Source organism: Microbacterium sp. (genome assembly GCF_003248605.1).
In the GTDB taxonomy this organism is placed as follows: domain Bacteria; phylum Actinomycetota; class Actinomycetes; order Actinomycetales; family Microbacteriaceae; genus Microbacterium.
In genome coordinates this window covers 1-21,738 of the sequence record NZ_QFPF01000041.1, presented here as the reverse complement: position 1 = coordinate 21,738, position 21,738 = coordinate 1, and the positions used below count along the sequence as shown (strand labels likewise).

At 72.0% G+C, this 21,738-nt stretch carries 19 protein-coding genes, 1 pseudogene and 1 riboswitch; of the genes and pseudogenes, 15 read left to right on the top strand and 5 right to left on the bottom strand.

Annotation, left to right across the window (positions count from 1 at the left end; genetic code table 11):
* Window positions 1-3: 3 nt before the first annotated feature.
* Window positions 4-1,143: an AI-2E family transporter gene (locus tag DI573_RS07455; RefSeq protein ID WP_292812358.1), complete on the top strand. Its 1,140-nt coding sequence runs from the start codon at window positions 4-6 to the stop codon at window positions 1,141-1,143.
* Here DI573_RS07455 and DI573_RS07450 read toward each other — a convergent pair.
* On the bottom strand, window positions 1,085-2,401 hold the full coding sequence (locus DI573_RS07450; protein ID WP_292812355.1) for a hypothetical protein: 1,317 nt from the start codon (window positions 2,399-2,401) through the stop codon (window positions 1,085-1,087). The genes DI573_RS07455 and DI573_RS07450 overlap by 59 nt on opposite strands.
* A 58-nt stretch (window positions 2,402-2,459) precedes the next feature.
* Window positions 2,460-3,806 (bottom strand): D-alanyl-D-alanine carboxypeptidase, encoded by a 1,347-nt coding sequence (locus DI573_RS07445; RefSeq protein WP_292812353.1) that lies wholly within the window; start codon window positions 3,804-3,806, stop codon window positions 2,460-2,462.
* A gap of 39 nt (window positions 3,807-3,845) precedes the next feature.
* A riboswitch (TPP riboswitch) is annotated at window positions 3,846-3,956 on the top strand.
* Here DI573_RS07445 and DI573_RS07440 point away from each other — a divergent pair.
* From DI573_RS07440 to DI573_RS07410, 7 genes are all read left to right on the top strand, one after another.
* Window positions 3,949-4,581, top strand: coding sequence for an ECF transporter S component (locus DI573_RS07440; RefSeq protein ID WP_292812350.1), 633 nt, complete (start codon window positions 3,949-3,951; stop codon window positions 4,579-4,581). Its footprint overlaps the riboswitch before it by 8 nt.
* A gap of 8 nt (window positions 4,582-4,589) precedes the next feature.
* The gene (locus tag DI573_RS07435; RefSeq protein ID WP_292812348.1) at window positions 4,590-6,062 is read left to right on the top strand and encodes an ABC transporter ATP-binding protein; all 1,473 of its coding nucleotides are present in this window, start codon (window positions 4,590-4,592) and stop codon (window positions 6,060-6,062) included.
* Window positions 6,059-6,877: an energy-coupling factor transporter transmembrane component T gene (locus tag DI573_RS07430; RefSeq protein ID WP_292812345.1), complete on the top strand. Its 819-nt coding sequence runs from the start codon at window positions 6,059-6,061 to the stop codon at window positions 6,875-6,877. The genes DI573_RS07435 and DI573_RS07430 overlap by 4 nt, the downstream gene beginning before the upstream one ends.
* 112 nt (window positions 6,878-6,989) lie before the next feature.
* Window positions 6,990-7,751, top strand: coding sequence for an SDR family NAD(P)-dependent oxidoreductase (locus tag DI573_RS07425; RefSeq protein ID WP_292812343.1), 762 nt, complete (start codon window positions 6,990-6,992; stop codon window positions 7,749-7,751).
* On the top strand, window positions 7,748-8,539 hold the full coding sequence (locus tag DI573_RS07420; protein ID WP_292812341.1) for an enoyl-CoA hydratase/isomerase family protein: 792 nt from the start codon (window positions 7,748-7,750) through the stop codon (window positions 8,537-8,539). The genes DI573_RS07425 and DI573_RS07420 overlap by 4 nt, the downstream gene beginning before the upstream one ends.
* Window positions 8,536-9,369 carry an NAD(P)-dependent oxidoreductase gene (locus DI573_RS07415; RefSeq protein WP_292812338.1) on the top strand — a complete coding sequence of 278 codons (834 nt, stop codon included), beginning with the start codon at window positions 8,536-8,538 and terminating at the stop codon, window positions 9,367-9,369. The genes DI573_RS07420 and DI573_RS07415 overlap by 4 nt, the downstream gene beginning before the upstream one ends.
* 223 nt (window positions 9,370-9,592) lie before the next feature.
* Window positions 9,593-10,084 (top strand): NUDIX domain-containing protein, encoded by a 492-nt coding sequence (locus DI573_RS07410; RefSeq protein ID WP_292812336.1) that lies wholly within the window; start codon window positions 9,593-9,595, stop codon window positions 10,082-10,084.
* 4 nt (window positions 10,085-10,088) lie between these two features.
* On the opposite strand, the gene DI573_RS07405 is transcribed toward DI573_RS07410, so the two are convergent.
* Entirely contained in the window at window positions 10,089-10,559 is a 471-nt protein-coding gene (locus DI573_RS07405; protein WP_292812334.1) for a GNAT family N-acetyltransferase, read from the bottom strand.
* A 115-nt stretch (window positions 10,560-10,674) separates the two neighbouring features.
* Between DI573_RS07405 and rlmN the strand changes: the two genes are divergently transcribed.
* Both rlmN and DI573_RS07395 read left to right on the top strand, forming a co-directional pair.
* Window positions 10,675-11,910: a 23S rRNA (adenine(2503)-C(2))-methyltransferase RlmN gene (rlmN, locus tag DI573_RS07400; RefSeq protein ID WP_292812331.1), complete on the top strand. Its 1,236-nt coding sequence runs from the start codon at window positions 10,675-10,677 to the stop codon at window positions 11,908-11,910.
* A 235-nt stretch (window positions 11,911-12,145) separates the two neighbouring features.
* A complete protein-coding gene (locus DI573_RS07395) occupies window positions 12,146-14,098 on the top strand; it encodes an AarF/UbiB family protein (RefSeq protein ID WP_292812329.1) in 1,953 nt (650 codons plus the stop codon).
* A 272-nt stretch (window positions 14,099-14,370) separates the two neighbouring features.
* Here the strand turns inward: DI573_RS07395 and DI573_RS07390 are convergent, their stop codons facing one another.
* Together DI573_RS07390 and DI573_RS07385 are read right to left on the bottom strand one after the other, a co-directional pair.
* Window positions 14,371-15,990, bottom strand: coding sequence for a polyketide antibiotic transporter (locus DI573_RS07390; protein WP_292812327.1), 1,620 nt, complete (start codon window positions 15,988-15,990; stop codon window positions 14,371-14,373).
* Entirely contained in the window at window positions 15,987-16,940 is a 954-nt protein-coding gene (locus DI573_RS07385) for an ABC transporter ATP-binding protein (protein ID WP_292812324.1), read from the bottom strand. The genes DI573_RS07390 and DI573_RS07385 overlap by 4 nt, the downstream gene beginning before the upstream one ends.
* A gap of 139 nt (window positions 16,941-17,079) precedes the next feature.
* On the opposite strand from DI573_RS07385, the gene DI573_RS07380 reads away from it, so the two are divergent.
* The 5 genes and pseudogenes from DI573_RS07380 to DI573_RS07360 all read left to right on the top strand — a co-directional run.
* Complete coding sequence (locus tag DI573_RS07380; RefSeq protein WP_292812321.1) at window positions 17,080-17,724, top strand: GntR family transcriptional regulator; 645 nt, start codon at window positions 17,080-17,082, stop codon at window positions 17,722-17,724.
* Complete coding sequence (locus DI573_RS07375) at window positions 17,721-19,247, top strand: MmgE/PrpD family protein (RefSeq protein WP_292812319.1); 1,527 nt, start codon at window positions 17,721-17,723, stop codon at window positions 19,245-19,247. The genes DI573_RS07380 and DI573_RS07375 overlap by 4 nt, the downstream gene beginning before the upstream one ends.
* Window positions 19,247-20,146, top strand: a complete 900-nt coding sequence (prpB, locus tag DI573_RS07370; RefSeq protein WP_292812316.1) for a methylisocitrate lyase — start codon at window positions 19,247-19,249, stop codon at window positions 20,144-20,146. Before DI573_RS07375 ends, prpB begins: the two co-directional genes overlap by 1 nt.
* A gap of 137 nt (window positions 20,147-20,283) precedes the next feature.
* Window positions 20,284-21,405, top strand: coding sequence for a bifunctional 2-methylcitrate synthase/citrate synthase (locus DI573_RS07365; protein ID WP_292812313.1), 1,122 nt, complete (start codon window positions 20,284-20,286; stop codon window positions 21,403-21,405).
* A 132-nt stretch (window positions 21,406-21,537) separates the two neighbouring features.
* Window positions 21,538-21,738 (top strand): annotated as a pseudogene (locus tag DI573_RS07360) (steroid 3-ketoacyl-CoA thiolase); the annotation flags it as partial.

The following is a 21,738-nucleotide window of genomic DNA, read 5'->3' as shown; positions in this document are numbered from 1 at the left end:
TGGATGTCTCAGAAGGAGCCGCTGTCGCCCGCGCTGCGCACGCTGCTGGCGCTCGCGGCATCCGTCGTGGCGCTGGCGGGGTTGTACCTGGCGCGCGACATCGCCGGACCGCTGATCCTCGGCGCGGTGCTCGTGATCATCGTCCACCCGGTGCGCGTCCCGCTCGAACGGCGTGGGTGGCCGCGATGGCTCGCCACGACGACCGTGATCGTCGTCGCGTACCTGATCCTCGCCGCGCTGGCGTGGATGCTGTACTACGCCGGCACGCAGTTCGTCCGTCTGGTGATCGACTTCGAGCAGCAGCTGCGCCAGAGCGCCGACAGCCTTCTCGCCTGGCTGCAGTCCGTCGGCCTGGATCAGCAGGCGGCGGATGCCGCCGCCTCGGCGCTGCAGCCCTCGACGCTCCTGAGCCTGGCGACATCCCTCGGCGGCACCGCCCTGGGTGTCGCGACGGCGTTCTTCTTCGTGCTCGCGTACGTGATCTTCATGTCCGCGGACGCCGCACGCTATCAGCAGGCGCCCGAGCTGTTCGGGCAGCAGGCGCACGCGACGATCGCGCGGGTGCGCACGTTCTGCACGGGAGTGCGGCGTTACTACGTCGTGAACGCGAGCTTCGGTGCCGTGGTCGCGATCGTCGACGGACTCGCGCTCTGGGCCCTCGGCATCCCCGTCCCGGCGGTGTGGGCGATCCTCGCGTTCGTGACGAACTTCATCCCGAACATCGGATTCGTGCTCGGCGTCATCCCGCCCGCCCTGCTGGCGCTCGTCGTGGGCGGCTGGCCGATGATGCTCGCCGTGCTGGCGATCTACAGCGTCGTCAACGTCGTGCTCCAGGTGCTCGTGCAGCCCAAATTCGTCAGCGACGCGGTCAGCCTCAGCCTCACCCTGAGTTTCTTCTCGGTCATCTTCTGGACCTTCGTGATCGGACCGCTCGGTGCGATCCTCTCCATCCCGCTCACCCTGCTCGTCCGTGCGTTCGTGCTCGAGGGCGATCCCGGGGCATGGTGGCTGCGCTGGCTCTCGGGAGACACGGCGGCCGCGCCCCCGCGGCCGGCACCTGTGGACGACCCGCCCGCCGAGGCTCCTACGCGACGCTCTCGTCGAGCGGCGCGGCGGCGGGATCGGGTGCGGGACGCTCGATGACCTCGAGCACGAGCACCACCAGAGCGGCGATCACGAGGGTCCAGATCACGAGCCCCGGGGTCAGGGGGCGCACGAAGAGCACGACGGCCGCGGCGATCACGGCGACCGCGGCACGCATGAGCACGCGCTGACGGTAGAGCCACACGCCCACCCGGCCGGTGCGGAGCCCGCGCCGCTCCAGCACGTCGCGCAGTGACCCGGCCCCCGAATGCACAAGCCCGCGCAGGCGCCTCGGTACGCGGAACGGTCCCGTGAACCAGCCGACGAGGGCCACGACGATCGCGAGCACGAGCACGGCCACCGCGGTGTCCCGCATCGCGCCCGTGAACGTCGCGAAGAGCACCTCGGCCGCGCGCGCGGGCAGCGGGTCGGGGGTGACGGTCGCGATGAACACGATGCGTCCGATCGCGAAGCCGGCGACCACGATCACCATGGACAGCGCGAGGGCGACGGATGCCGCCACCAGCGCCACCGAGCGACGCCTCGCCACGAGCACCCCGGCGGCGAGCAGGCCGATCGCGATCCAGGGCAGCCACAGCCCCGCGGCCAGCGTGAGTCCGTAGCCCAGTTGGACGCTCGGCAGGGCGTCCGACTGCGCGATCGCGATCGTGCGGTCGATCGTGGGGATGGATGCCGCCAGCCCGATCCCCTGGGCGACCAGGGCGTCCTTGACGGCGTCGATGATCGGGGCGAGCTGGATGCCGATCGTGCCGTCGTCCGCGAGGTCGAGCGCCATGCCCTCCTCGCCCGCGAGCGCTCCCGTCAGCTGTGTGTGGCTCACGCGCAGCGCGGTCGCCCACACGTTCGAGAACGCGTCGGAGGCGACGAAGCCCTCGACCGTGCGGTCGATGAGCGACTGCACACCCTGAGCCGCCGGGCCCTTGAGCAGCTCGAGGGCACGCGTGGCCGCGGGGCCGGTGCCGAGGTCCACCTGATCGGCGACGACGGCCTGCACCGCCGGGTCATCGGCCAGGGGCCCGTAGGCGGCGACGAATCGATCGGTGTCGGTGAGCTGCACATTGGCCCACGTCGCCACCACGGCGATGGGGGCGAGCAGCGCGCCGAGCGTGATGAGCACGGTCGCCAGCAGAGTCCAGCCCCACGCGCGTCGGCGAGGGGCTTCGGTGTCGGCCGGCGCATCGAGCACAAGCGTGTCGGCGGCGTCCTCGGCGTGCGCGGCGCGTTCGCGCAGCGCCGCGTTCTCGGCCTCGAGGGCATCGATTCGGCGGCGCAGTTCAGCGGTGGTCAGGCGTGGCATGACGCTCCCCTCGTGGGCTCTGCGCTCACTGTAGCGATGCGCGCGGAGGTGGTGGGGGTCAGCCGTCGGCCAGTCCGAGCAACTCGAGCGGGTGCGTGAGTCGCCACCACATGCTCGGGTCCTCGACGGCGGACTGCAGCACCGCGTCGACGTCGGCCGCATCGAGGGGCCCGGTGACCTGCAGGGTGCCGGCCACCGCGCCCGCGGCGCGGTCGTCGCCGGCCTCGCCGAGAGCGAGCTGCGGCGTCGCGGTCGCCGCGCCGCCGTTGAAGAGGATGACGGCGGCGTCGGCGTCGGTGACGATCGGGACGGGCTCGCCCCACAGGGTGGTGACGGTGCCCACGACCGTGCCCTCCGGTACCGCGAGGGTCGGCTGCAGCGGCGCATCGAGCGAGGCCAGCAGCGCTCGGGCCTCATCGAACCGGGCGGCGCTGGTGTCTTGGCCGAGCACAGCGACGAAGGCTCGCACCGTGACGTCGCCGACCGCGATGTCACGCGCGGCCAGGAGGTTGTAGTCGCGCCCGAGGAATCCGGTCTTGACCCCGATCACGCCCGGCTCGCCGAGCAGCGCGTTCGTGTTCTCGACGAGCCCCACGCCCGGCAGGTCGACGGAGGTCTTGGCGACGATCTCGGCGATGACGGGGTTGGTCAGCGCGCGCTGCGCCAGGGTCACGAGGGCTGCGGGCGTGGCGACGTTGCGGGGACTGATGCCGGAGGGGTTGACCACCGTGATGCCGCCCAGGCCGTGCTGCGCGAGCCATTCGTTCGCGGCTCGCGCGTAGACCGCGTGCGAGGGGGCGATCTGCGCGACGAGGTAGTCGGCGTAGTTGCCGGCCGAGCCGATGAGCAGGCCCTCGAGCAGCTGGTACTGGGTGAGGCTCTCGCCCACCACGACCGGCAGCGCCGACTCGCCGGCGGCGATCGTCGCGCGGTAGTCCGCCCGGTCGGCGGCGGTGAAGGTGTACTCGGGACCTTGCTCGCCGACCGCGAGCGGCAGACGATCGAGCACGACGAGCGCCGTGACGACCTTGGTGATGCTCGCCATGGGCACGGCCTCGGCGGCGCTCGACAGGGGCGAGCCGAGCCCCGCGACGCCGAGCGCGGCCGAGCCGTCGGCGGGCCACGCGGGCGCGGCGGCGACGGCCGGGTTCGTCGTCACCGCCACCGCCTCCACCCGCGGTGCGACAGCGTGCAGGGGCCACAGCAGCAGGGCGGCGCCGTAGCCGAGCACGAGGACGAGCACGACGGCGAGGGGCGGCAGCAGCGCCGCGCGCCACGCGGATCCGGGGCGGCGGGGGCCGATGAGGTCGCCGTCGTCGTCACCGTCCGGGTCGTGCGTCTGCGCGCCGGCGGTGATCCTGTCGTCGTGCAGCCATGCCAGGGCGGGCGCGGCGGTCGGGGTCACACGGCCAAGATATCGCCCCGCGGGGTGGCTATACTCATGCCCACAACACACGGGAGTCCGGTGAGCCGGGCTGAGAGGAAGCGAACCACGCTTCGACCGTCGAACCTGATCCGGATCATGCCGGCGCAGGGAGGAGATCCGAATGAGCACGTCCACGTCCACGTCCGCCCCCGTCCAGGGGAGCTTCGGCCGCATCGTCTGGCGCTGGAGGGTCGTCGACATCGTCGTCGCCAGCGTCATCGGCGTCGCCTGCGCCGCCGTCTTCCTGCTCTGGAACGTCGGGTACCAGCTGCCCAGCGAGGCCCTCGCGCCCCTGCTGCCCGGCGTGCAGGGGCTGCTCGCCGGCCCCTGGCTCGTCGCCGGCGTGCTCGGCGGCCTCATCATCCGCAAGCCCGGCGCCGCCCTTTACACCGAGCTGCTCGCCGCCGTGATCTCGGCGCTCGTGGGCAACCAGTGGGGGCCGCTGACGATCGTGTCGGGTCTCGTGCAGGGGCTCGGCGCCGAGCTCGTCTTCCTGCTCTTCGCGTACGCCGTGTGGCGTCTGCCGGTCGCGATCCTCGCGGGGGCCGGCGCCGGACTCGCGTGCGGCATCAACGACCGCATCCTCTGGTACGCCGGCGCCGACACCGCCTTCACGATCGTCTACATCGTCTCCACGACGATCTCGGGCGCCGTCATCGCGGGAGCGGGGTCCTGGTTCGTCGCGCGCGGGCTCGCGCAGACGGGCGCGCTGTCGCGGTTCGCGTCGGGCCGCGAGGTCTCGCGACGCGTCTGAGCGTCGTGATGACAGCATCCGTTCGTCCCGCCGCGGTCGACGCGCGCGGCTGGGGCTGGCGCTACGCCTCGCGCCGGCGGTGGGCGGCGCGTGAGGTCTCGCTGCGGATCGATCCCGGCACGCGGGTGCTGCTGCTCGGCGCATCGGGTGCCGGCAAATCGACCCTGCTGCACGCCCTCGCGGGGGTGCTCGGCGGCGACGACGAGGGCGAGAGCCTCGGCGAGCTGACGATCGACGGGGTGCCGGCCGCCCGCGCCCGGGGCCGGGCGGGGCTCGTGCTGCAGGATCCCGACAGCCAGGCGATCCTCGCGCGGGTCGGCGACGACGTCGCGTTCGGATGCGAGAACCTCGGCGTGCCGCGGGCGGCGATCTGGCCTCGGGTCGCCGATGCGCTCGACGCCGTGGGCCTGGATGTGCCGCTCGATCGGTCCACCTCGGCGCTCTCGGGCGGGCAGAAGCAGCGACTCGCGCTCGCCGGGGTGCTCGCGATGCGCCCGGGGCTGATTCTGCTCGACGAGCCGACCGCGAACCTCGACCCCGCGGGGGTGACCGAGGTGCGGGATGCTGTCGCCCGATCCCTCGAACGCACCGGAGCGACGCTCGTCGTGGTCGAGCATCGCCTCGACGTGTGGCTGCCGCTCGTGGACCGGGTCGTCGTGCTGGGGGAGGGCGGCGTCATCGCCGACGGTTCCCCCGACGCCGTGCTGCACGGGCACGGCCGAGAGCTCGCCGCGGGGGGTGTGTGGGTGCCGGGATTTCCCCCGCCGCCGCCCCCGCCCCCCGCGGTGTCGCCCGGTGCGCCGCTGCTGGAGGCGCGTGAGCTCGCCGTCGCACGGGTGCGCGGCTCCATCGTCGCGGGGTCGGTCGATCTCGACGTGCGCCCCGGCGAGGTCGTCGGCATCACGGGGCCCAACGGCGCCGGAAAATCGACGCTGGGCCTGACTCTCGCGGGGCTCCTGGCGCCGGCGAAGGGCCGGGTGGCGGCATCCACGTCTCTCGCGGGAGATGCGAAACGCGAGCCGATCGCATGGTCGTCGCGTCAGCTGCTGACGCGCGTCGGCACGGTGCTGCAGGATCCCGAACACCAGCTGCTCGCGACCACGGTGCGGCGCGAGCTCGAGGTCGGGCCTCGCGCGCTGGGACTCGGTGAGGGCGAGATCGCCGCCCGCACCGATGCGCTGCTCGCGCGTCTGCGCCTCGCGGCGCTCGCCGACGCCAATCCGTACACGCTCTCGGGCGGAGAGAAGCGGCGCCTCACCGTCGGCGGCATGCTCGCGACCCGACCGCGCGTGATGGTGCTCGACGAGCCGACGTTCGGGCAGGATGCTCTGACCTGGGCCGAACTCGTCGCCCTGATCGCCGAGCTGCGCGACGGGCGCGGGGGTGGGGGCGAGAGCCCCGCTGCGGTCGTCGCGGTCACCCACGACGCCGCCGTGCTGGGGGCCCTGCACGCGCGCGAGTTCGCGCTGAGGGCGCCGTGATCGCGCAGCAGCAGCAGGAGCGCGCCGTGCGCGCGGGTCCCATCGCGGGCATCAATCCTGTCGCCAAGCTCACCGCGGCGCTGCTGATCGCGCTGCCGCTCGTGCTCACCATCGACTGGGTCTCGGCAGCGGTCGCGCTCGGGCTCTCCGGCATCCTGTTCGTGCTGTCGGGGGTGCGGTGGCGCGAGTTCTGGCTGCGCACCCTGCCCGTGTGGGTCGCCGCGCCCCTGACGGCCGTGACGATCGCCCTCTACGGGCAGACGTCGGGGCAGATCTACGTCGAGTGGTTCGTCGTGCGCATCAGCGAAGGATCGCTCGAGCTGGCCGTGGCGACCTTCTTCCGCGTGCTGGCGATCGCGCTGCCGGGCATCGTGCTGTTCGTCACGGTCGATCCGACCGACCTCGCCGACGGCCTCGCCCAGATCGTGCACCTGCCCGCCCGCTTCGTCCTGGGGGCGCTCGCCGGCATGCGGATGCTGGGGCTGCTCGCCGACGACTGGCGCGCCCTCGCGCTGGCGCGGCGGGCCCGCGGGGTCGCCGACGAGGGCCGCGTGCGGCGGGTTCTCGGCATGGCGTTCGCGCTGTTCGTACTGGCGATCCGCCGCGGGACGAAGCTTGCGACCGCGATGGAGGCGCGCGGTTTCGGCGGAATCGCCGACGCGGACGGCCGCCCGATCACACGCACGTGGGCGCGCGAGTCGCGCTGGGGTGCGCGCGAGTGGGTGCTGGTCGCCGCCGGCGCCGCGATCAGCGCGACCGCCCTCGCGACCGCGGTGTGGGTGGGCTCGTGGAACTTCATCCTCGGCCCGGCGTGAGGGCGGCGCGGCGTCCGGGGTGCGCGTGACACCCGGTGCCGCGTAGGCTGATGCGCGATTCCACGCGCGGCGCCACGACCGCCCGCGCGCGTGATGTTCGAAGGAGAACCCCATGCACGAAGGCAGATCCGGCGCGCTCGTCACGGGCGGCGCCAGCGGGCTCGGGCTCGCGACCGCGCGGCGTCTGGCCGGCGAGGGCATGGTCGTCACGATCATCGACCTGCCGTCCTCGCCCGGCGAGGAGATCGCCGCCGAGCTCGGCGGGGTCTTCGCACCCGCCGACGTCACGAACGAGGAGCAGGTGCGCGCGGCGGTCGCCGAAGCATCCGCGCTCGCGCCGCTGCGCGTCGTCGTGAACTGCGCGGGCATCGCCCCGCCCGCCAAGGTGCTCGACCGCGACGGAAACCCGTCCCCGATCGCCGACTTCGAGCGGGTCGTGCGCATCAACCTGATCGGCACGTACACCGTGATCGCCCAGGCGGCGGCATCGATGGCGGGCAACGAGCCGCTGCCCGGCGGCGACCGCGGGGTCATCGTCAACACGGCGAGTGTCGCCGCGTTCGACGGCCAGATCGGGCAGCCCGCGTACTCCGCGAGCAAGGGCGGCGTGCACGCGATGACACTGCCGATCGCGCGCGAGCTGGCACGCCACGGCATCCGCGTCGTCACGATCGCACCGGGAATCATGGAGACCCCGATGCTCAAGGGCCTGCCGCAGGCCGCACAGGATTCGCTCGGCGAACAGGTGCCCTACCCGTCGCGGCTGGGGCGACCCGAGGAGTACGCCGATCTCGCCCTGCACATCGTGCACAACGGCTATCTCAACGGCGAGACGATACGACTGGACGGGGCGATCCGGATGGCACCGCGATGAGCGACAGCATCCGTCTGCGGATCGACGGGGGGCTCGCCCGCATCACGCTCAACCGACCGGCGCGATTGAACGCGTTCGACGAGGCGATGGCGCACGCCTGGCAGGTCGCCTGCGTCGAGGCGACGTCGTCCGACGACATCGGCGCGATCCTCATCGACGCGGCCGGCCCCGCCTTCTGCGCGGGCGGCGACGTCGTCGCGATGGCGACCGCGGTCGGGACGGGTGCGGGCATCACCGAACTCGCCCACGTGATCCACGGCGGCATCCGCGCGCTCGTCGAGTCGTCGGTGCCGGTCGTGGCCGCCGCCCAGGGCACGACCGCGGGTGGCGGTCTCGGCATCCTCCTCGCCAGCGACTACGCGATCGCCGCCGCCGACTCCCGGATCGGCAGCCGGTACGCCGGTGTCGGGCTCACCCCCGACCTCTCGGTCTCGGCGCAGCTGGCCCGCGCCGTCGGCGAGCGCCGGGCGCTGCAGCTCGTGCTCGGCGACCGGATGCTGTCGGCCGATGAGGCCCGCGCGTGGGGCCTCATCGCCGAGGTCGTCGACGCGGGCGACGTCGCGTCGCGGGCCGAGGCCGTGGCCCGGTCCTGGCTCGAGGGCGCCACTGCAGCCTTCGGCCAGGCCAAGCGCCTCATCCGATCGCAGCCGACGCGTTCGTTCGCCGACCAGCTCGACGAGGAGGCCCGCACGATCGGCGCGGCCTTCGACACCCCCGACGCCCGGGCGCGGATCGCCGCGTTCGCCCAGGCGTCCGCCTCCGCCGCATCCCGAAAGGACCCCCGATGAACGGAAAACCCCTCGCCGGACGCACGATCCTGATGTCGGGCGGAAGCCGCGGCATCGGCCTCGCGATCGCGCTGCGCGCGGCCGCGGACGGCGCCAACATCGCGATGCTCGCGAAGACCGACACCCCGCATCCACGCCTCGAGGGCACCGTGCACTCGGCGGCCGAGCAGATCCGCGCGGCGGGGGGCGAGGCGCTGCCGATCGTCGGTGATGTGAGATCCGACGACGACGTGACCGAGGCGGTGCTGAAGACGCAGGGCGAGTTCGGCGGCATCGACATCGTCATCAACAACGCCAGTGTGATCGACCTGTCGGGTTCGCTCGACCTCGACGCGAAGAAGTACGACCTGATGCAGGACGTCAACGTGCGCGGCACCTTCATGCTCTCGCGTGCCGCGGTGCCGATCCTGCGCGACAGCAAGAACCCGCACATCCTCTCGCTCTCGCCCCCGCTGAACCCGACGCCGAGGTGGCTGGGGGCGCACACGGGGTATTCGCTGGCGAAGTTCGGCATGACGATGGTGACGCTGGGCCTTGCCGCCGAGTTCGCGGGCATCGCCGCGAACACGCTGTGGCCGCGCACGACCATCGCGACGGCCGCGGTGCAGAACCTGCTGGGCGGCGACCGCGTGATGGCGGCCAGCCGCACAGCCGAGATCTACGCCGACGCGGCGTACGAAGTCATCACCCGGCCTGCCGCGTCGTGCACGGGTCGGCAGCTGATCGTCGAGGACGTGCTGACCGAGGCCGGCGTCACCGACTTCTCGGGGTACGCAGCGGTGCCGGGCACGCCGGATTCGGCCCTGTTCCCCGACATCTTCCTCGACTGACGGGAGCTGGGCTGGGAACGGTGCCGGGCGCGGGGCGGAAGCGGGCCGCGCCCGGCTGACCGGAGCGGGCCGGGTGGCGGGTGGGTCACGCGGCGAAATCGGTCAACATTCCGGAGCGACGGCGGCCATCGTGTGCGGTGCCCGCAGAATTCCGGACCTGATCGTGCCGCTGGGCGACACTGTTTCCGGAATGTTGACCGCGCGAGGCGGCTACCATCGCCGCATGCCGGTGATGAGCGCGGGAATCCTGCTGTATCGACTCGGCCCGAACGGCGCGGACGCGGCCGAGGTCTTCCTCGCCCATATGGGCGGCCCGTTCTGGACCTCCAAGCGCGAGGGCGCCTGGACGATCCCCAAGGGCGAATACGATCCCGACACCGAAACGGCACGGGACGCTGCGCGTCGCGAGTTCGCCGAAGAGCTCGGCATCGCCCCGCCCGAGCTCGACCATGCCGAACTCGGCACGTTCGTGTACTCCTCGGGCAAACGCATTGTGGTGTTCGTCGCCGACGGCGCAGGGTTCGACCCGCCGCACCTGACCTTCGGCGAGTTCGACCTCGAGTGGCCGCCGCGTTCGGGGCGCATGCAGCGCTTCCCCGAGGTCGACGACGCGCGGTGGGTGCCCCTCGGCGAGGCCCGCACGCTGCTCGTCAAGGGCCAGCGTCCCGCGGTCGAGGCGTTGGAGCGGCTGCTGGCGGCGGCATCCACCCCCTGAGGCCTCAGGCGATGGACTTGCGCAGGAACACCTGCTCGATGCCGTCGTCGCCGGGCACCCGCTCGGACTCGGCGTAGCCCTCGCGTTCGTAGAGGCGCAGATTCGCCTCGCTGAGCGACCCGGTGAACAGTTCGGCCTCGCGGCAGCCCGCCGCGCGACCGCGGGCCTCGACGGCCGCGAGCAGCCGCGAGCCGATGCCCGCGCCCTGGACATCGGGTGCGATCGCCAGGCGTCCGATCAGCAGCAGGGCGCCGTCGACGCGGCCCCGCACGGCACCGACCATTCGCGTGCCGATGTGCGCGACGCATCCCTCGTTCTCGACCAGCTCGGCCTCCACCTCGTCGAGAGTCTGCGTGAGCGGCGGCATGTGCGGCGTGCCGTAGATCAGGGCCTCCTGCACGAAGGCCGCGCGCTGGAGGGTCAGCACCTCGCCCGCATCGCCGGGCTCGATGGCGCGGATCCGCACGTCGGTCATCGGGTCGGCTCCGGGCGGTCGCGGGCGGGCGGGACCGCGAGGTACCGGGCGTCGGGTGTGACATCGCTCATCCGGCACACTGTAGTGCCGCGGCGGCGCGGCTACCCTGGGAGGTATGACTGACACCCCCGCCGTGCGCACGACAAAACCGCGTCAGGTGCGCCCCACGACGGAGGGGTGGTCGCAGAAGAAGGATGCCGAGGGCCGGCCGCTGCTGCAGTTCGCTTCTCCGAAACGCGGCAAGCCTCCCGTGCATCTGGCCGATATGTCCCCCGCCGAGCGCGTGGCGAAAGCCACCGAGCTCGGGCTGCCCGGGTTCCGCGCCAAGCAGATCGCCGCGCACTACTTCACCCACTACACCGCCGATCCCGCCGACATGACCGACCTTCCGGCCGCGGGGCGCGAAGAGCTGGTCGCCGGTCTCCTGCCGCCGCTGCTGACCGAGGTGCGTCGGCTGCAGACCGACGGGGGCGACACGATCAAGTTCCTGTGGAAGCTGCATGACGGCGCCCTCGTCGAATCCGTTCTCATGCGCTATCCGGGCCGCATCACGCTGTGCGTGTCGAGCCAGGCAGGGTGCGGCATGAACTGCCCCTTCTGCGCGACGGGACAGGCGGGCCTCACGCGCAACATGTCGGCGGCCGAGATCGTCGACCAGATCGTGCGAGCCAACGCCGTCATCGCCGCGGGGGAGCTGGGCGGCAAGAAGAGCACCGACCACTCGCTCGAGCGCGTGTCGAACATCGTGTTCATGGGAATGGGCGAGCCCCTGGCCAACTACGCGCGCGTCATGCAGGCCGTGCGCGTGATGGTCGCGAAGCAGCCCGAGGGGCTCGGCATGAGCGCCCGCGGCATCACCGTGTCGACCGTCGGACTCGTGCCGGCGATCACGAAGCTCGCGAACGAAGACCTGCCGGTCACCTTCGCCCTCTCGCTGCACGCCCCCGACGACCTGCTGCGCGACGAGCTGATCCCGGTCAACTCGCGCTGGAAGGTCGATGAGGCACTGGATGCTGCACGCACCTACTTCGAGAAGACCGGGCGCCGTGTCTCCATCGAATACGCCCTGATCAAGGACATGAACGATCACGGCTGGCGCGCCGATCTGCTCGCGGAGAAGCTCAACGCGCGCGGCCGCGGCTGGGTGCATGTCAATCCGATCCCGCTGAACCCGACGCCCGGCTCGATCTGGACCGCGTCCGAGCGTGACGTGCAGAACGAGTTCGTGCGCCGGCTCAACGCGGCAGGGATCCCGACGACGCTCCGCGACACGCGCGGCAAGGAGATCGACGGCGCGTGCGGCCAGCTCGTCGCCACCGAGGACGACGAGCGCGCCGCCGCCGACGCCTGAGCGCCGCGGGGTGCCCGCGTGCCGCGGGTGCGTAGGAGCCGCGGGGGCGTGAGCGACAGCATCCCGCCCCGCTCCTATCCGCGTTGGGGCGTCAGAATCACGTTGGGGCGCGGAGCAGCACGCCCCAACGTGGTTTCAACGCCCCAACGTGCGGTTGATGCCGGCGCGACGCTGCGCGGGATGCCGGGGCGGCATCGGAGGCGCGCCCCGCCGCCGGGCCTGACAGAATCGGCGCATGCCGCACTGGGTCCTCGTCGCGCTCGCCGCCCTCGTGTTCGCCCTCGTCTCGGCGTGGGTGATCCGCCGGCTGCTGGATGTCGCGGTGGGCTGGGTGCGGGCGGTCGTGACCTCGGTCGCGGTGTTCGTGCTGGCGCTGCCCGTCGCGTCGCGGTCACTCACGGCCGCCGACGTCCTGGTCGGCGGCCGCATCATCGTCGACGACGGTGTCGCCGCGGCCTTCCTCGCGTTGACGGTCGGGTGGATCTTCGCGGCGGCCGTGATCGTGGTGCTGACCTTCGAGTTCCTCTGGCCCTCGCACGGCATGCGGAACCCTGTGCGCGTCGTGCGCGATGCGATCCGCCGGCGTGATCGGGCGCGCCGGTACGTGCAGATCCTCGCGATCGGCTCGCGCCACGGGATCGGCTTCTACGAGAGCCGCCGCCGGGGCGATGACGACCGGCTTCCCGCGGCGCTCGTGGCCGCCATGAACGACGCGGGCGTCACCTTCGTCAAGCTCGGGCAGGTGCTCTCCTCGCGCGAGGATGTGCTGCCGCCCGCCCTGATCGAGGCCTTCTCGACCCTTCAGATGGATTCGACGCCGATCCCCTGGCCCGAGGCCCGGAGCGCGATCCAGGCGCAGCTGCACCGCCCGATCGAGGAGGTCTTCGCCGAGATCGATCCGCAGCCGCTGGCCGCAGCATCCGTCGCTCAGGTGCACACCGCGCGGCTCATGGGCGGCGAGGAGGTCGTCGTGAAGATCCAGCGGCCCCGCGCGCGCTCGCAGGTGACGACCGACCTCGACATCCTCGAGCGGCTCGCGATCGAGGGCGAACGCCGCACCGACTGGGCGAAGGACTACGGGGCGCGCGCGCTCGTCGACGAGTTCGCGCGCGCCCTGCGCGAGGAGCTCGACTACCGCATCGAGGCGTCGAACACCGAGATGCTGCGCTCGGCGGTGTCGGCATCGGGTCAGAGGCTGCTGCGGGTGCCGCGGGTGTTCGCGGAGTTCTCGACCCCCCAGATGCTGGTTCAGGAGCGGGTGACGGGAACCCCGTTCAGCCGTCTCGCGCACGATGCCCTGCCGGCGGATGAGGCGCAGCGCATCGCCGATGCCCTCCTGGATGCTGTCATGGACCAGATCGCGGTGCGCGGTGTCTTCCACGCCGACCTGCACCCCGGCAATCTCATGCTGGATCCCGACGGCACCGTCACACTGATCGACTTCGGCGCCGTGGGTGTGCTCGAGTCGAGCATGCGCCGGCTGCTGCTGCCGATGCTGATCGGCATGGCGAACGAAGACGATGTCGCCGTGACCGATGTGGCGCTGCTGATGTGCGGCCCGCCGGCCGGCGACGCCGATGTCGCCCTGCTGCAGCGTGACATCGGCGTCATCCTCACCCGCATGCGCAACTCTCACGCCGACGGCAACGTGTTCCGGATGCTGCTCGACGTGCTCCGCCGGAACCGCATGGCCCTGCCGCCCTCGCTGCTGCTGGTGTTCCGCACGCTGGCATCGCTCGAGGGCACGTTGCGCAAGCTCGTGCCCGACTACGACATGGCCGCCCGGGCCCTCGACGTCGCGCCGCGTGTCGCGCTCTCCCTCGTGTCGCCGCGCGGTGCCGCTCTCACCGCGCAGACGTGGTCGGCGCTCGCGATCGAACAGGCCCGCCGCATGCCGCGACGGCTCGAGGCCGTGACCAGATCGCTCGAGGACGGCTCGTTCTCGATGCGGCTGCGCGTGTTCGAGAGCGAGGGTGAGCGATCGTGGATCGACTCGATCACCTCGCGCGTGTCATCCACGGTCGTCGGGGTCACTCTTGTCATCGCCGGCGTCCTGCTCGCCGTCGACGACGGCGGCCCTCTCGTCACGGGCGATGTGCCGGCCTTCGGGTTCCTCGGCAGCCTCATGGGCCTCGGCGGGCTGCTGTTGCTGCTGCGCGCGCTGCGCGGGGCGCTGCGCCGCCGCTGACGCCGGGGCGGGGCGTCCACGTGGGTCGGGCCTCGCCCCGGCCGCCGCCCCGGGGGGCCCCGTCCCGGCGGCGCGCCGTCCCGGCGGCGCCCCGTCCCGGCGGCGCCCCGTCCCGGCGGCGCCCACCGGGTCGAACCCACATTTTTGCAGCGAGCCACCACGCGTCGGATGGGGTTTCGCTGCAAAAATGTGGGTTCGCCGGGCGCCCGGCGCCGGGCACCGGCGCCGGGCGCACGGCGCCGGCCGCACGGCGCCGGGCCGCGGGCCCGCCGTCAGCCGCCGGTCGCGAGCTCGCGGCGGCGCATCAGGGCGAGGGATGCTGCGGCTCCCGCGGCCGCGGAGGGCAGCATCCACCACAGCCCGTTCGGGTCGACGGCGTCGGGTGCCGGCACGGGCGTCGCGGCGAACGGGGAGATCGCGATGATCTCGGTGGGCAGGCCGAAGATCGTGCCGAACAGAGCGAGCGCCGCGGCGGCGATGACGATGCCCCAGCCGAGGGGGATCGTCGCACGCGGCACGAGCACGAACACGACCGCGGCGGCGGCGACGAAGACGGATGCTGCCACCGCCTGTCCCGCGCCGACCACGACCGCATCGGTGGCCAGGCTCGGTTCGCCCGCTGTCGCGGTGATCGCCAGCGCCGCGGCCCCGACAGCGGCCGCGCAGATCACGAGGATGCCGACGACCGCGACGAGGAGGAACGCACCGAGCCAGGCCGCACGGGCGAGCGGGGTGGCCAGGGTGGGCTCGGCGGTGCCGTGGGTCTCCTCCTGCCGCGCGCGCATGATCGTTTGCACGCCGAAACACGCCGCGAGCACCCCGACCATCACGAAGAAGGTGACGAGCACGCCCTGATCCATGGATCCCTCCGCCGCCAGACGTTCGAGGATCGCGGCGATCTGCGGGTTGTCGGTGCCGACCTGCTCGACGAGGCCACCGAGGGTGGCGGAGAGAGCGCCCACGACGGTGGCACCGAGCGCCCACGCGAGGATCGATCCGGCGCTCAGGCGCCACACCAGCCCGGGGGTCGACGACAGCGTCCGTCCCGCGTTCGCGCGCCCTGCTCGCTCGGGCAGGGCACCCTCGCCGATGTCGCGCCGGGCCTGGATGAGCGCCGCGGCGGCGGCGAACACGACGAACGCGCCCGTGCACAGCAGCAGCGGGAGCGGGTCGTCGTCGCTGAGAGGCCGGACGTTCTCGGCCCAGGCGAAGGGCGAGAGCCAGGCGAGCCACGAACTCTCCATGCGGGTGAGGTCATCGCTCGGGGTGCCGAGCGCGTTGCCGACGCCGGCGAGGACGAAGGATCCGACGATGATGAGCACCGCGATCGAGTTGGCCGCCCGCGCCGAACGCACGAGCTGCGCCGCGAGGAGGCCGACGCCGAGGAAAACGACGCCCGATCCGGCGAGGGCGGCGCCGGCGAGCGCGGATCCCGCGGCGTCCTGCCCCGATGCGACGAGGGCGACCGCGGCGACCGCACCGGCCGCGACGCACGCGAGCGTGCCGTGCGCGATGGTCGCCCAGAACGGCGCCCACCGACCCGCGGGGGTCGCACCGACCAGCTCGGTGCGGCCGGTCTCCTCATCTGCCCGGGTGTGGCGCACGGCGAGGAAGGACGCCATGAACGCCACCAGGAGGATCAGGAAGGGCAGGATCAGGAAGATCAGGAACGCCCCCTCGCCAGTGCCCGAGGGCAGCCCGCGGAAGACGAGGATGACGGGGTTCGCGAGTGCGACGGCGACCAGCCCCGCGCGCTCCTGCTCGGTGCCGAAGGTGTCGGCGATGCCCGCGAACGCACCGAACGTGAGCGCCGTGATCGTGCCGATCCACAGGATCAGCTGCAGGGCGTCGCGCCGCAGACGCTGCCGCAGCAGGGGCGCGATGGCGGTCACGGCGCCGCCCCCGTGCCGGCTCCCGTGGCCGCCCCCGCCCCCGCATCGAGATCGTCGCCGTAGTGGCGCAGGAACAGCTCCTCGAGCGAGGGCGGCTCGATCCGCAGCCCGCGCACATCGCGGCGCGCCAGGTCGGGGAGCACGAGCGTCACCCGATCGCTGTCGACCGCGAGCGTGACCCTGCCGTGCACCGAGCGCACACCGTGCACGCCCGCGATGCGGGCGAGACCGGCAGCATCCCCGCCGTCGTCGTCGAACGACACCTGTGTGCGGGTCAGGTGCCGCAGCTGCTCGAGTGTGCCCGATTCGACGACGCGCCCCGCGCGGATGATGCTGACGCGATCGCAGAGCTGCTCGACCTCCGAGAGCACATGGCTCGACAGCAGCGCCGTCGCTCCGGCATCACGCGCCCGCGCGAGCTCGCGATGGAACACCACCGACATGAGCGGATCGAGGCCGCTCGTCGGCTCGTCGAGGATGTACAGGTCGGCGGGCACGGCGAACGCGGCGACGAGCGCCACCTTCTGTCGGTTGCCCTTCGAGTACGCGCGCCCCTTCTTGCGCGGGTCCAGGGTGAACGCCTCGAGCAGCCGTGTCTTCTCGGCCGTATACGCGGCATCCCCGCGGTGCGCACCCCGCAGCCGCGCGAGCAGGTCGATCGCCTCGCCCCCGGTGAGGTTCGGCCACAGGCTCACGTCGCCGGGAACGTATGCGATGCGCCGGTGCAGGTCGACCGCGCGGCGCCAGGGGTCGGCGCCGAAGACGGATGCTGTTCCGCCCGACGCCCGCGCAAGACCCAGCAGCACGCGGATCGTCGTCGACTTGCCCGCGCCGTTGGGCCCCAGAAAGCCGTGCACCTCGCCGGTGGCGACGTCGAGGTCGAGGCCGTCGAGGGCGCGCGTGCGGCCGTAGCGCTTCTCGAGGGCGCGCGTGAGGATGACACTGGTCATGCCGGGCAGGCTACGCCCGGGGCGCGGCGCGCGGTAGAGGGCGCGATGTGTATGCGTTCAAGGCGCGAAGATCGCCGCGCGGCGGAGGGATCTGTCATTATGTATACATAACGGTGTCGGTGATGCGAAGGGGGATGCTGTGCGCCAGAGCGATCGCGCCTACCGCTCCCTCCTCGACGAGATCCAGAGCGGGGCCCTGCCCGCCGGCGCCGTGCTGGCCGAGACCGAGCAGTCCGCCCGGCTCGGGGTGAGCCGCACGCCGCTGCGCGCGGCGCTGAGCAGGCTCGCCGCCGACGGGCTCGTCGTGCAGCAGTCTCCGCGGGTCACCGTCGTCACGGCGATCGATGCCGACGACATCCGCGCCCTGTTCGAGGTGCGCCGCGCCCTCGAAGAGACCGCCGCCCGCATCGCGGCGCAGCGCGGCGATGCCGACGCGTTCGCCGTGCTCGAGTGGGAGTTCACCACCGCGGCCGGCGCGCTCGAGGGTGCGACGGCCCACGACGCGTACTACGCGCTCATCGCGCGCTTCGACGCCGCGGTCGACGCCGCGGTCGCCAACGACTACCTCGCCCAGGCGCTGCGCACCGTGCGCACCCACCTCGTCCGCGTGCGCCGGCTGGCCCGCGACAAACCCGAGCGGCTCGCCGCGTCGGTCGGGGAGCACCGGCTCATCGCCCACGCACTCGCACGACGCGACGGCGACCTCGCCGCCCACGCCACGCATGTGCACCTGCACAACGCTCTCGAGAGCATCCTCGTCTCCCTCGCGGAAGGAACCCCATGACCATCAGCCACCACCTGCGCGTGCACCGCAGCGACGAGTACCTGCCGCGCGAGGGCCAGCTCGCGTGGCGCATCGCCGAGGTCGCCACCGATCCCGTGGATGTCGAGCCCGATGTCGTCGACATGATCATCAACCGAGTCATCGACAACGCGGCCGTGGCCGCGGCATCCCTCACGCGCGCGCCCGTCTCGGCGGCACGGGCACAGGCGCTCGATCACCCCGTCTCGATCGGCGGGCGCGGCGCGACGGTGTTCGGCGTCGACCCCGGGCGGCGGACGTCGCCCGAGTGGGCAGCCTGGGCGAACGGCGTCGCGGTGCGCGAACTCGATTACCACGACACCTTCCTCGCGGCGGACTACTCGCACCCGGGCGACAACATCCCGCCGATCGTCGCGGTCGCGCAGCACGTCGGCGCCGACGGCGCGGCGCTCGTGCGGGCGCTCGCGACCGGGTACGAGATCCAGATCGACCTCGTGCGCGCGATCTGCCTGCACAAGCACAAGATCGACCACGTCGCGCACCTCGGCCCTTCGGCGGCTGCGGGCGTCGGCACCCTGCTGGGCCTCGACACCGAGACCGTCTACCAGGCTGTCGGGCAGGCGCTGCACACGACCACCGCGACGCGGCAGTCGCGCAAGGGCGAGATCTCGACGTGGAAGGCGCACGCCCCCGCGTTCGCCGGCAAGATGGCGGTCGAGGCCGTCGACCGGGCGATGCGCGGCGAGACCTCGCCCGCGCCGATCTACGAGGGCGAGGACGGTGTCATCGCGTGGATGCTGGATGGACCCGATGCCGCGTACGAGGTGCCGCTTCCGGGGCCGGGGGAGACCAAGCGGGCGATTCTGGATTCCTACACGAAGGAGCATTCGGCCGAGTATCAGGCGCAGGCGTGGATCGACCTCGCGCGCAGGCTGCACGGCCGGCACCCCGCGATCGTCGACCCGGCGAAGGTCGCCTCGATCGTGCTGCACACCTCGCACCACACCCACGTCGTGATCGGCTCGGGCGCGAATGATCCGCAGAAGTACGATCCGACGGCATCCCGTGAGACGCTCGACCACTCGATCCCGTACATCTTCGCCGTCGCGCTGCAGGACGGCGGGTGGCACCACGTCGACTCCTACACGCCGGAGCGTGCGGGCCGCCCCGACACCGTCGCGCTCTGGCGCAGGATCACGACGGCGGAGGATCAGGAGTGGACGCGCCGCTATCACTCGACCGACCCGGCCGAGAAGGCGTTCGGGGGACGCGTGGTCATCACGCTGACCGACGGCGCCGTGATCGAGGACGAGATCGCCGTCGCCGATGCGCATCCGCTGGGTGCGCGGCCGTTCGCGCGAGCGGACTACATCGCGAAGTTCCGCCTGCTGGCAGAGCCCGTGCTCGAGCCCGCCGAGATCGACCGCTTCGTGGCGCTCACCGAGCGGCTGCCGGAGCTGTCGGCTGAGGAGCTCGCGCAGCTCACGATCACCGCGAAGCCCGGCGTGCTGGCTGCGGCACCTGCCCCCAAGGGCCTGTTCTGATGCTGTACGCGCAGACCCCGGCATCCGAGAAGCGCCGGCTCTTTCGCGAGCGGCTCGTATCGGGCGAACTGCTGCGGCTGCCCGGCGCGTTCAATCCGCTGTCGGCGCGGCTGATCGAGCGCAAGGGTTTCGAGGGGGTCTACATCTCGGGCGCGGTGCTTTCGGCCGACCTGGGCCTGCCCGACATCGGGCTCACCACCCTCACCGAGGTCGCTGCACGCGGCGCGCAGATCGCGGCGATGACCGAGCTGCCCGCGCTCATCGACGCCGATACGGGGTTCGGCGAGCCGATGAACGTCGCCCGCACCGTGCAGGTGCTCGAGGATGCGGGGCTGTCGGGCCTGCACATCGAGGACCAGGTGAACCCCAAGCGCTGCGGCCACCTCGACGGCAAGGCCGTGGTCGACGAGTCGACCGCCCTCAAACGCGTGCGAGCCGCCGTCGAGGCCCGCAGAGACCCGAACCTGCTCATCATGGCGCGCACCGACATCCGTGCCGTCGAGGGCATGGATGCCGCCACCGATCGTGCGCGGGCGCTCGTCGACGCCGGGGCCGATGCGATCTTCCCCGAGGCGATGCGCTCGCTCGAGGAGTTCGCCGCGATGCGCGCCGCGATCGACGTGCCGATGCTCGCCAACATGACGGAGTTCGGCAAGAGCGAGCTGTTCTCGGTCGATCAGCTGCGGGACGTCGGGGTCAACATCGTGATCTGGCCGGTGTCGCTGCTGCGCCTGGCGATGGGGGCGGCCGAACGCGGCCTCGACGAGCTCTTGGCCCAGGGCCATCTCTCGGGCACGCTGGGACAGATGCAGCACCGTGCCGACCTGTACGACCTCATCGACTACGCCGGCTACGGCCGGTTCGATCAGAACGTCTTCGACTTCGAGGTACGGCGCTGAGGCCCGCACGCCACGACCCGACTCCAGACGCACCGCCCCACCATGTAGATGTGTGTACCCATGTCCCACTTTCTGTCGCCTTGGCGTCGCCAGAGCGACAGAAAGTGGGACATCAAAACTCCAGCAAGGGAGCAGGCATGACCGAAACGACCGACATCAGGAAGGGCCTGGCCGGTGTCGTCGTCGACACGACGGCCGTCAGCAAGGTCAACCCCGAGACGAACAGCCTGCTCTACCGGGGGTATCCCGTGCAGGAGCTCGCCGCGACGCAGCCCTTCGAGGCGGTCGCGTACTTGCTCTGGCACGGTGAGCTGCCGACGGCGGAGCAGCTCGAGGCCTTCCGCGCCGAGGAGCGGGCGCATCGGTCGCTCGAGCCCGCCGTCCGCGCCGCGATCGATCTGACCCCGCTGTCGGCGCATCCCATGGATGTCGTCCGCACGGCCGTCTCGGTGCTCGGGGCACGGGATGCCGAGGCATCCGACTCCTCGCCGGAGGCCGATCAGCGCAAGAGCGTGCGCCTGTTCGCGGCGCTGCCCGCGGCAATCGCGTACGACCAGCGTCGCCGCTGGGGCAAGGAGGCGATCGAGCCGCGCGACGACCTCGACTACTCCCGGAACTTCTTGTGGATGACCTTCGGTGAGGAGCCGCACGAGGTGGTCGCCCGCGCCTTCGACGTGTCGATGATCCTCTACGCCGAGCACTCGTTCAACGCCTCGACCTTCACCGCGCGCGTGATCACCTCGACGATGGCCGACCTCCACTCGGCGGTTGTCGGCGCGATCGGGGCGCTCAAGGGACCGTTGCACGGCGGGGCGAACGAGGCCGTCATGCACATCTTCGACGAGATCGGCGAGGCCGGCGCCGTGTCGGCCTGGCTCGATGACGCGTTGGCGAACAAGCGCAAGATCATGGGCTTCGGTCACCGCGTCTACAAGAGCGGCGACTCGCGCGTGCCGACCATGAAGGCCGCGCTCGACACGCTCGTCGAGCACTACGGGGCCGCCCAGATGGCGGCGCTCTACGACACGCTCGAGGCGGACTTCGTCGCGCGCAAGGGCATCCACCCGAACCTGGACTATCCGTCGGGGCCGGCCTACCGGCTGATCGGGTTCGACACCGACATGTTCACGCCGCTCTTCGTGGCCGCGCGGGTGACCGGCTGGACGGCCCACATCATGGAGCAGACAGCATCCAACGCCCTGATCCGGCCGCTGTCGGAGTACGTCGGGCCCGACGAGAGGCATGTTCCCGGCGCGTAAGGGCCTGCGGGGCGACGTGTGCACGACCGAGTCGGGTGGGAGGGTCGCACCTGCATCACGAATCATCATCAGCCCCACCGCTCGTGCAGACGTCGCCGTATTGAGCTGCCAACCCCGGCGTAGCCTGGTCGCATGCGATCAGCCGTCATCGTCGACGTCGTCCGCACCCCCTCGGGGCGTGGCAAACCCGGCGGAGCGCTCAGCGCCGTACACCCCGTCGATCTCGCCGCCTTGACCCTGCGCGCCCTCCTCGAGCGCAACGGACTCGAGTCGCGGCAGATCGACGACGTGATCCTGGGCTGTGTGAGCCAGGTCGGCGAGCAGGGCATGAAC

Coding starts and splice junctions, on each gene's coding strand:
- DI573_RS07455 (WP_292812358.1), top strand. CDS start 4: ATGTCTCAGAAGGAGCCGCTGTCGCCCGCGCTGCGCACGCTGCTGGCG.
- DI573_RS07435 (WP_292812348.1), top strand. CDS start 4,590: ATGACAGCATCCGTTCGTCCCGCCGCGGTCGACGCGCGCGGCTGGGGC.
- rlmN (WP_292812331.1), top strand. CDS start 10,675: ATGACTGACACCCCCGCCGTGCGCACGACAAAACCGCGTCAGGTGCGC.
- prpB (WP_292812316.1), top strand. CDS start 19,247: ATGCTGTACGCGCAGACCCCGGCATCCGAGAAGCGCCGGCTCTTTCGC.
- DI573_RS07410 (WP_292812336.1), top strand. CDS start 9,593: ATGCCGGTGATGAGCGCGGGAATCCTGCTGTATCGACTCGGCCCGAAC.
- DI573_RS07450 (WP_292812355.1), bottom strand. CDS start 2,401: ATGCCACGCCTGACCACCGCTGAACTGCGCCGCCGAATCGATGCCCTC.
- DI573_RS07440 (WP_292812350.1), top strand. CDS start 3,949: ATGAGCACGTCCACGTCCACGTCCGCCCCCGTCCAGGGGAGCTTCGGC.
- DI573_RS07415 (WP_292812338.1), top strand. CDS start 8,536: ATGAACGGAAAACCCCTCGCCGGACGCACGATCCTGATGTCGGGCGGA.
- DI573_RS07365 (WP_292812313.1), top strand. CDS start 20,284: ATGACCGAAACGACCGACATCAGGAAGGGCCTGGCCGGTGTCGTCGTC.
- DI573_RS07375 (WP_292812319.1), top strand. CDS start 17,721: ATGACCATCAGCCACCACCTGCGCGTGCACCGCAGCGACGAGTACCTG.
- DI573_RS07385 (WP_292812324.1), bottom strand. CDS start 16,940: ATGACCAGTGTCATCCTCACGCGCGCCCTCGAGAAGCGCTACGGCCGC.
- DI573_RS07395 (WP_292812329.1), top strand. CDS start 12,146: ATGCCGCACTGGGTCCTCGTCGCGCTCGCCGCCCTCGTGTTCGCCCTC.
- DI573_RS07425 (WP_292812343.1), top strand. CDS start 6,990: ATGCACGAAGGCAGATCCGGCGCGCTCGTCACGGGCGGCGCCAGCGGG.
- DI573_RS07405 (WP_292812334.1), bottom strand. CDS start 10,559: ATGACCGACGTGCGGATCCGCGCCATCGAGCCCGGCGATGCGGGCGAG.
- DI573_RS07420 (WP_292812341.1), top strand. CDS start 7,748: ATGAGCGACAGCATCCGTCTGCGGATCGACGGGGGGCTCGCCCGCATC.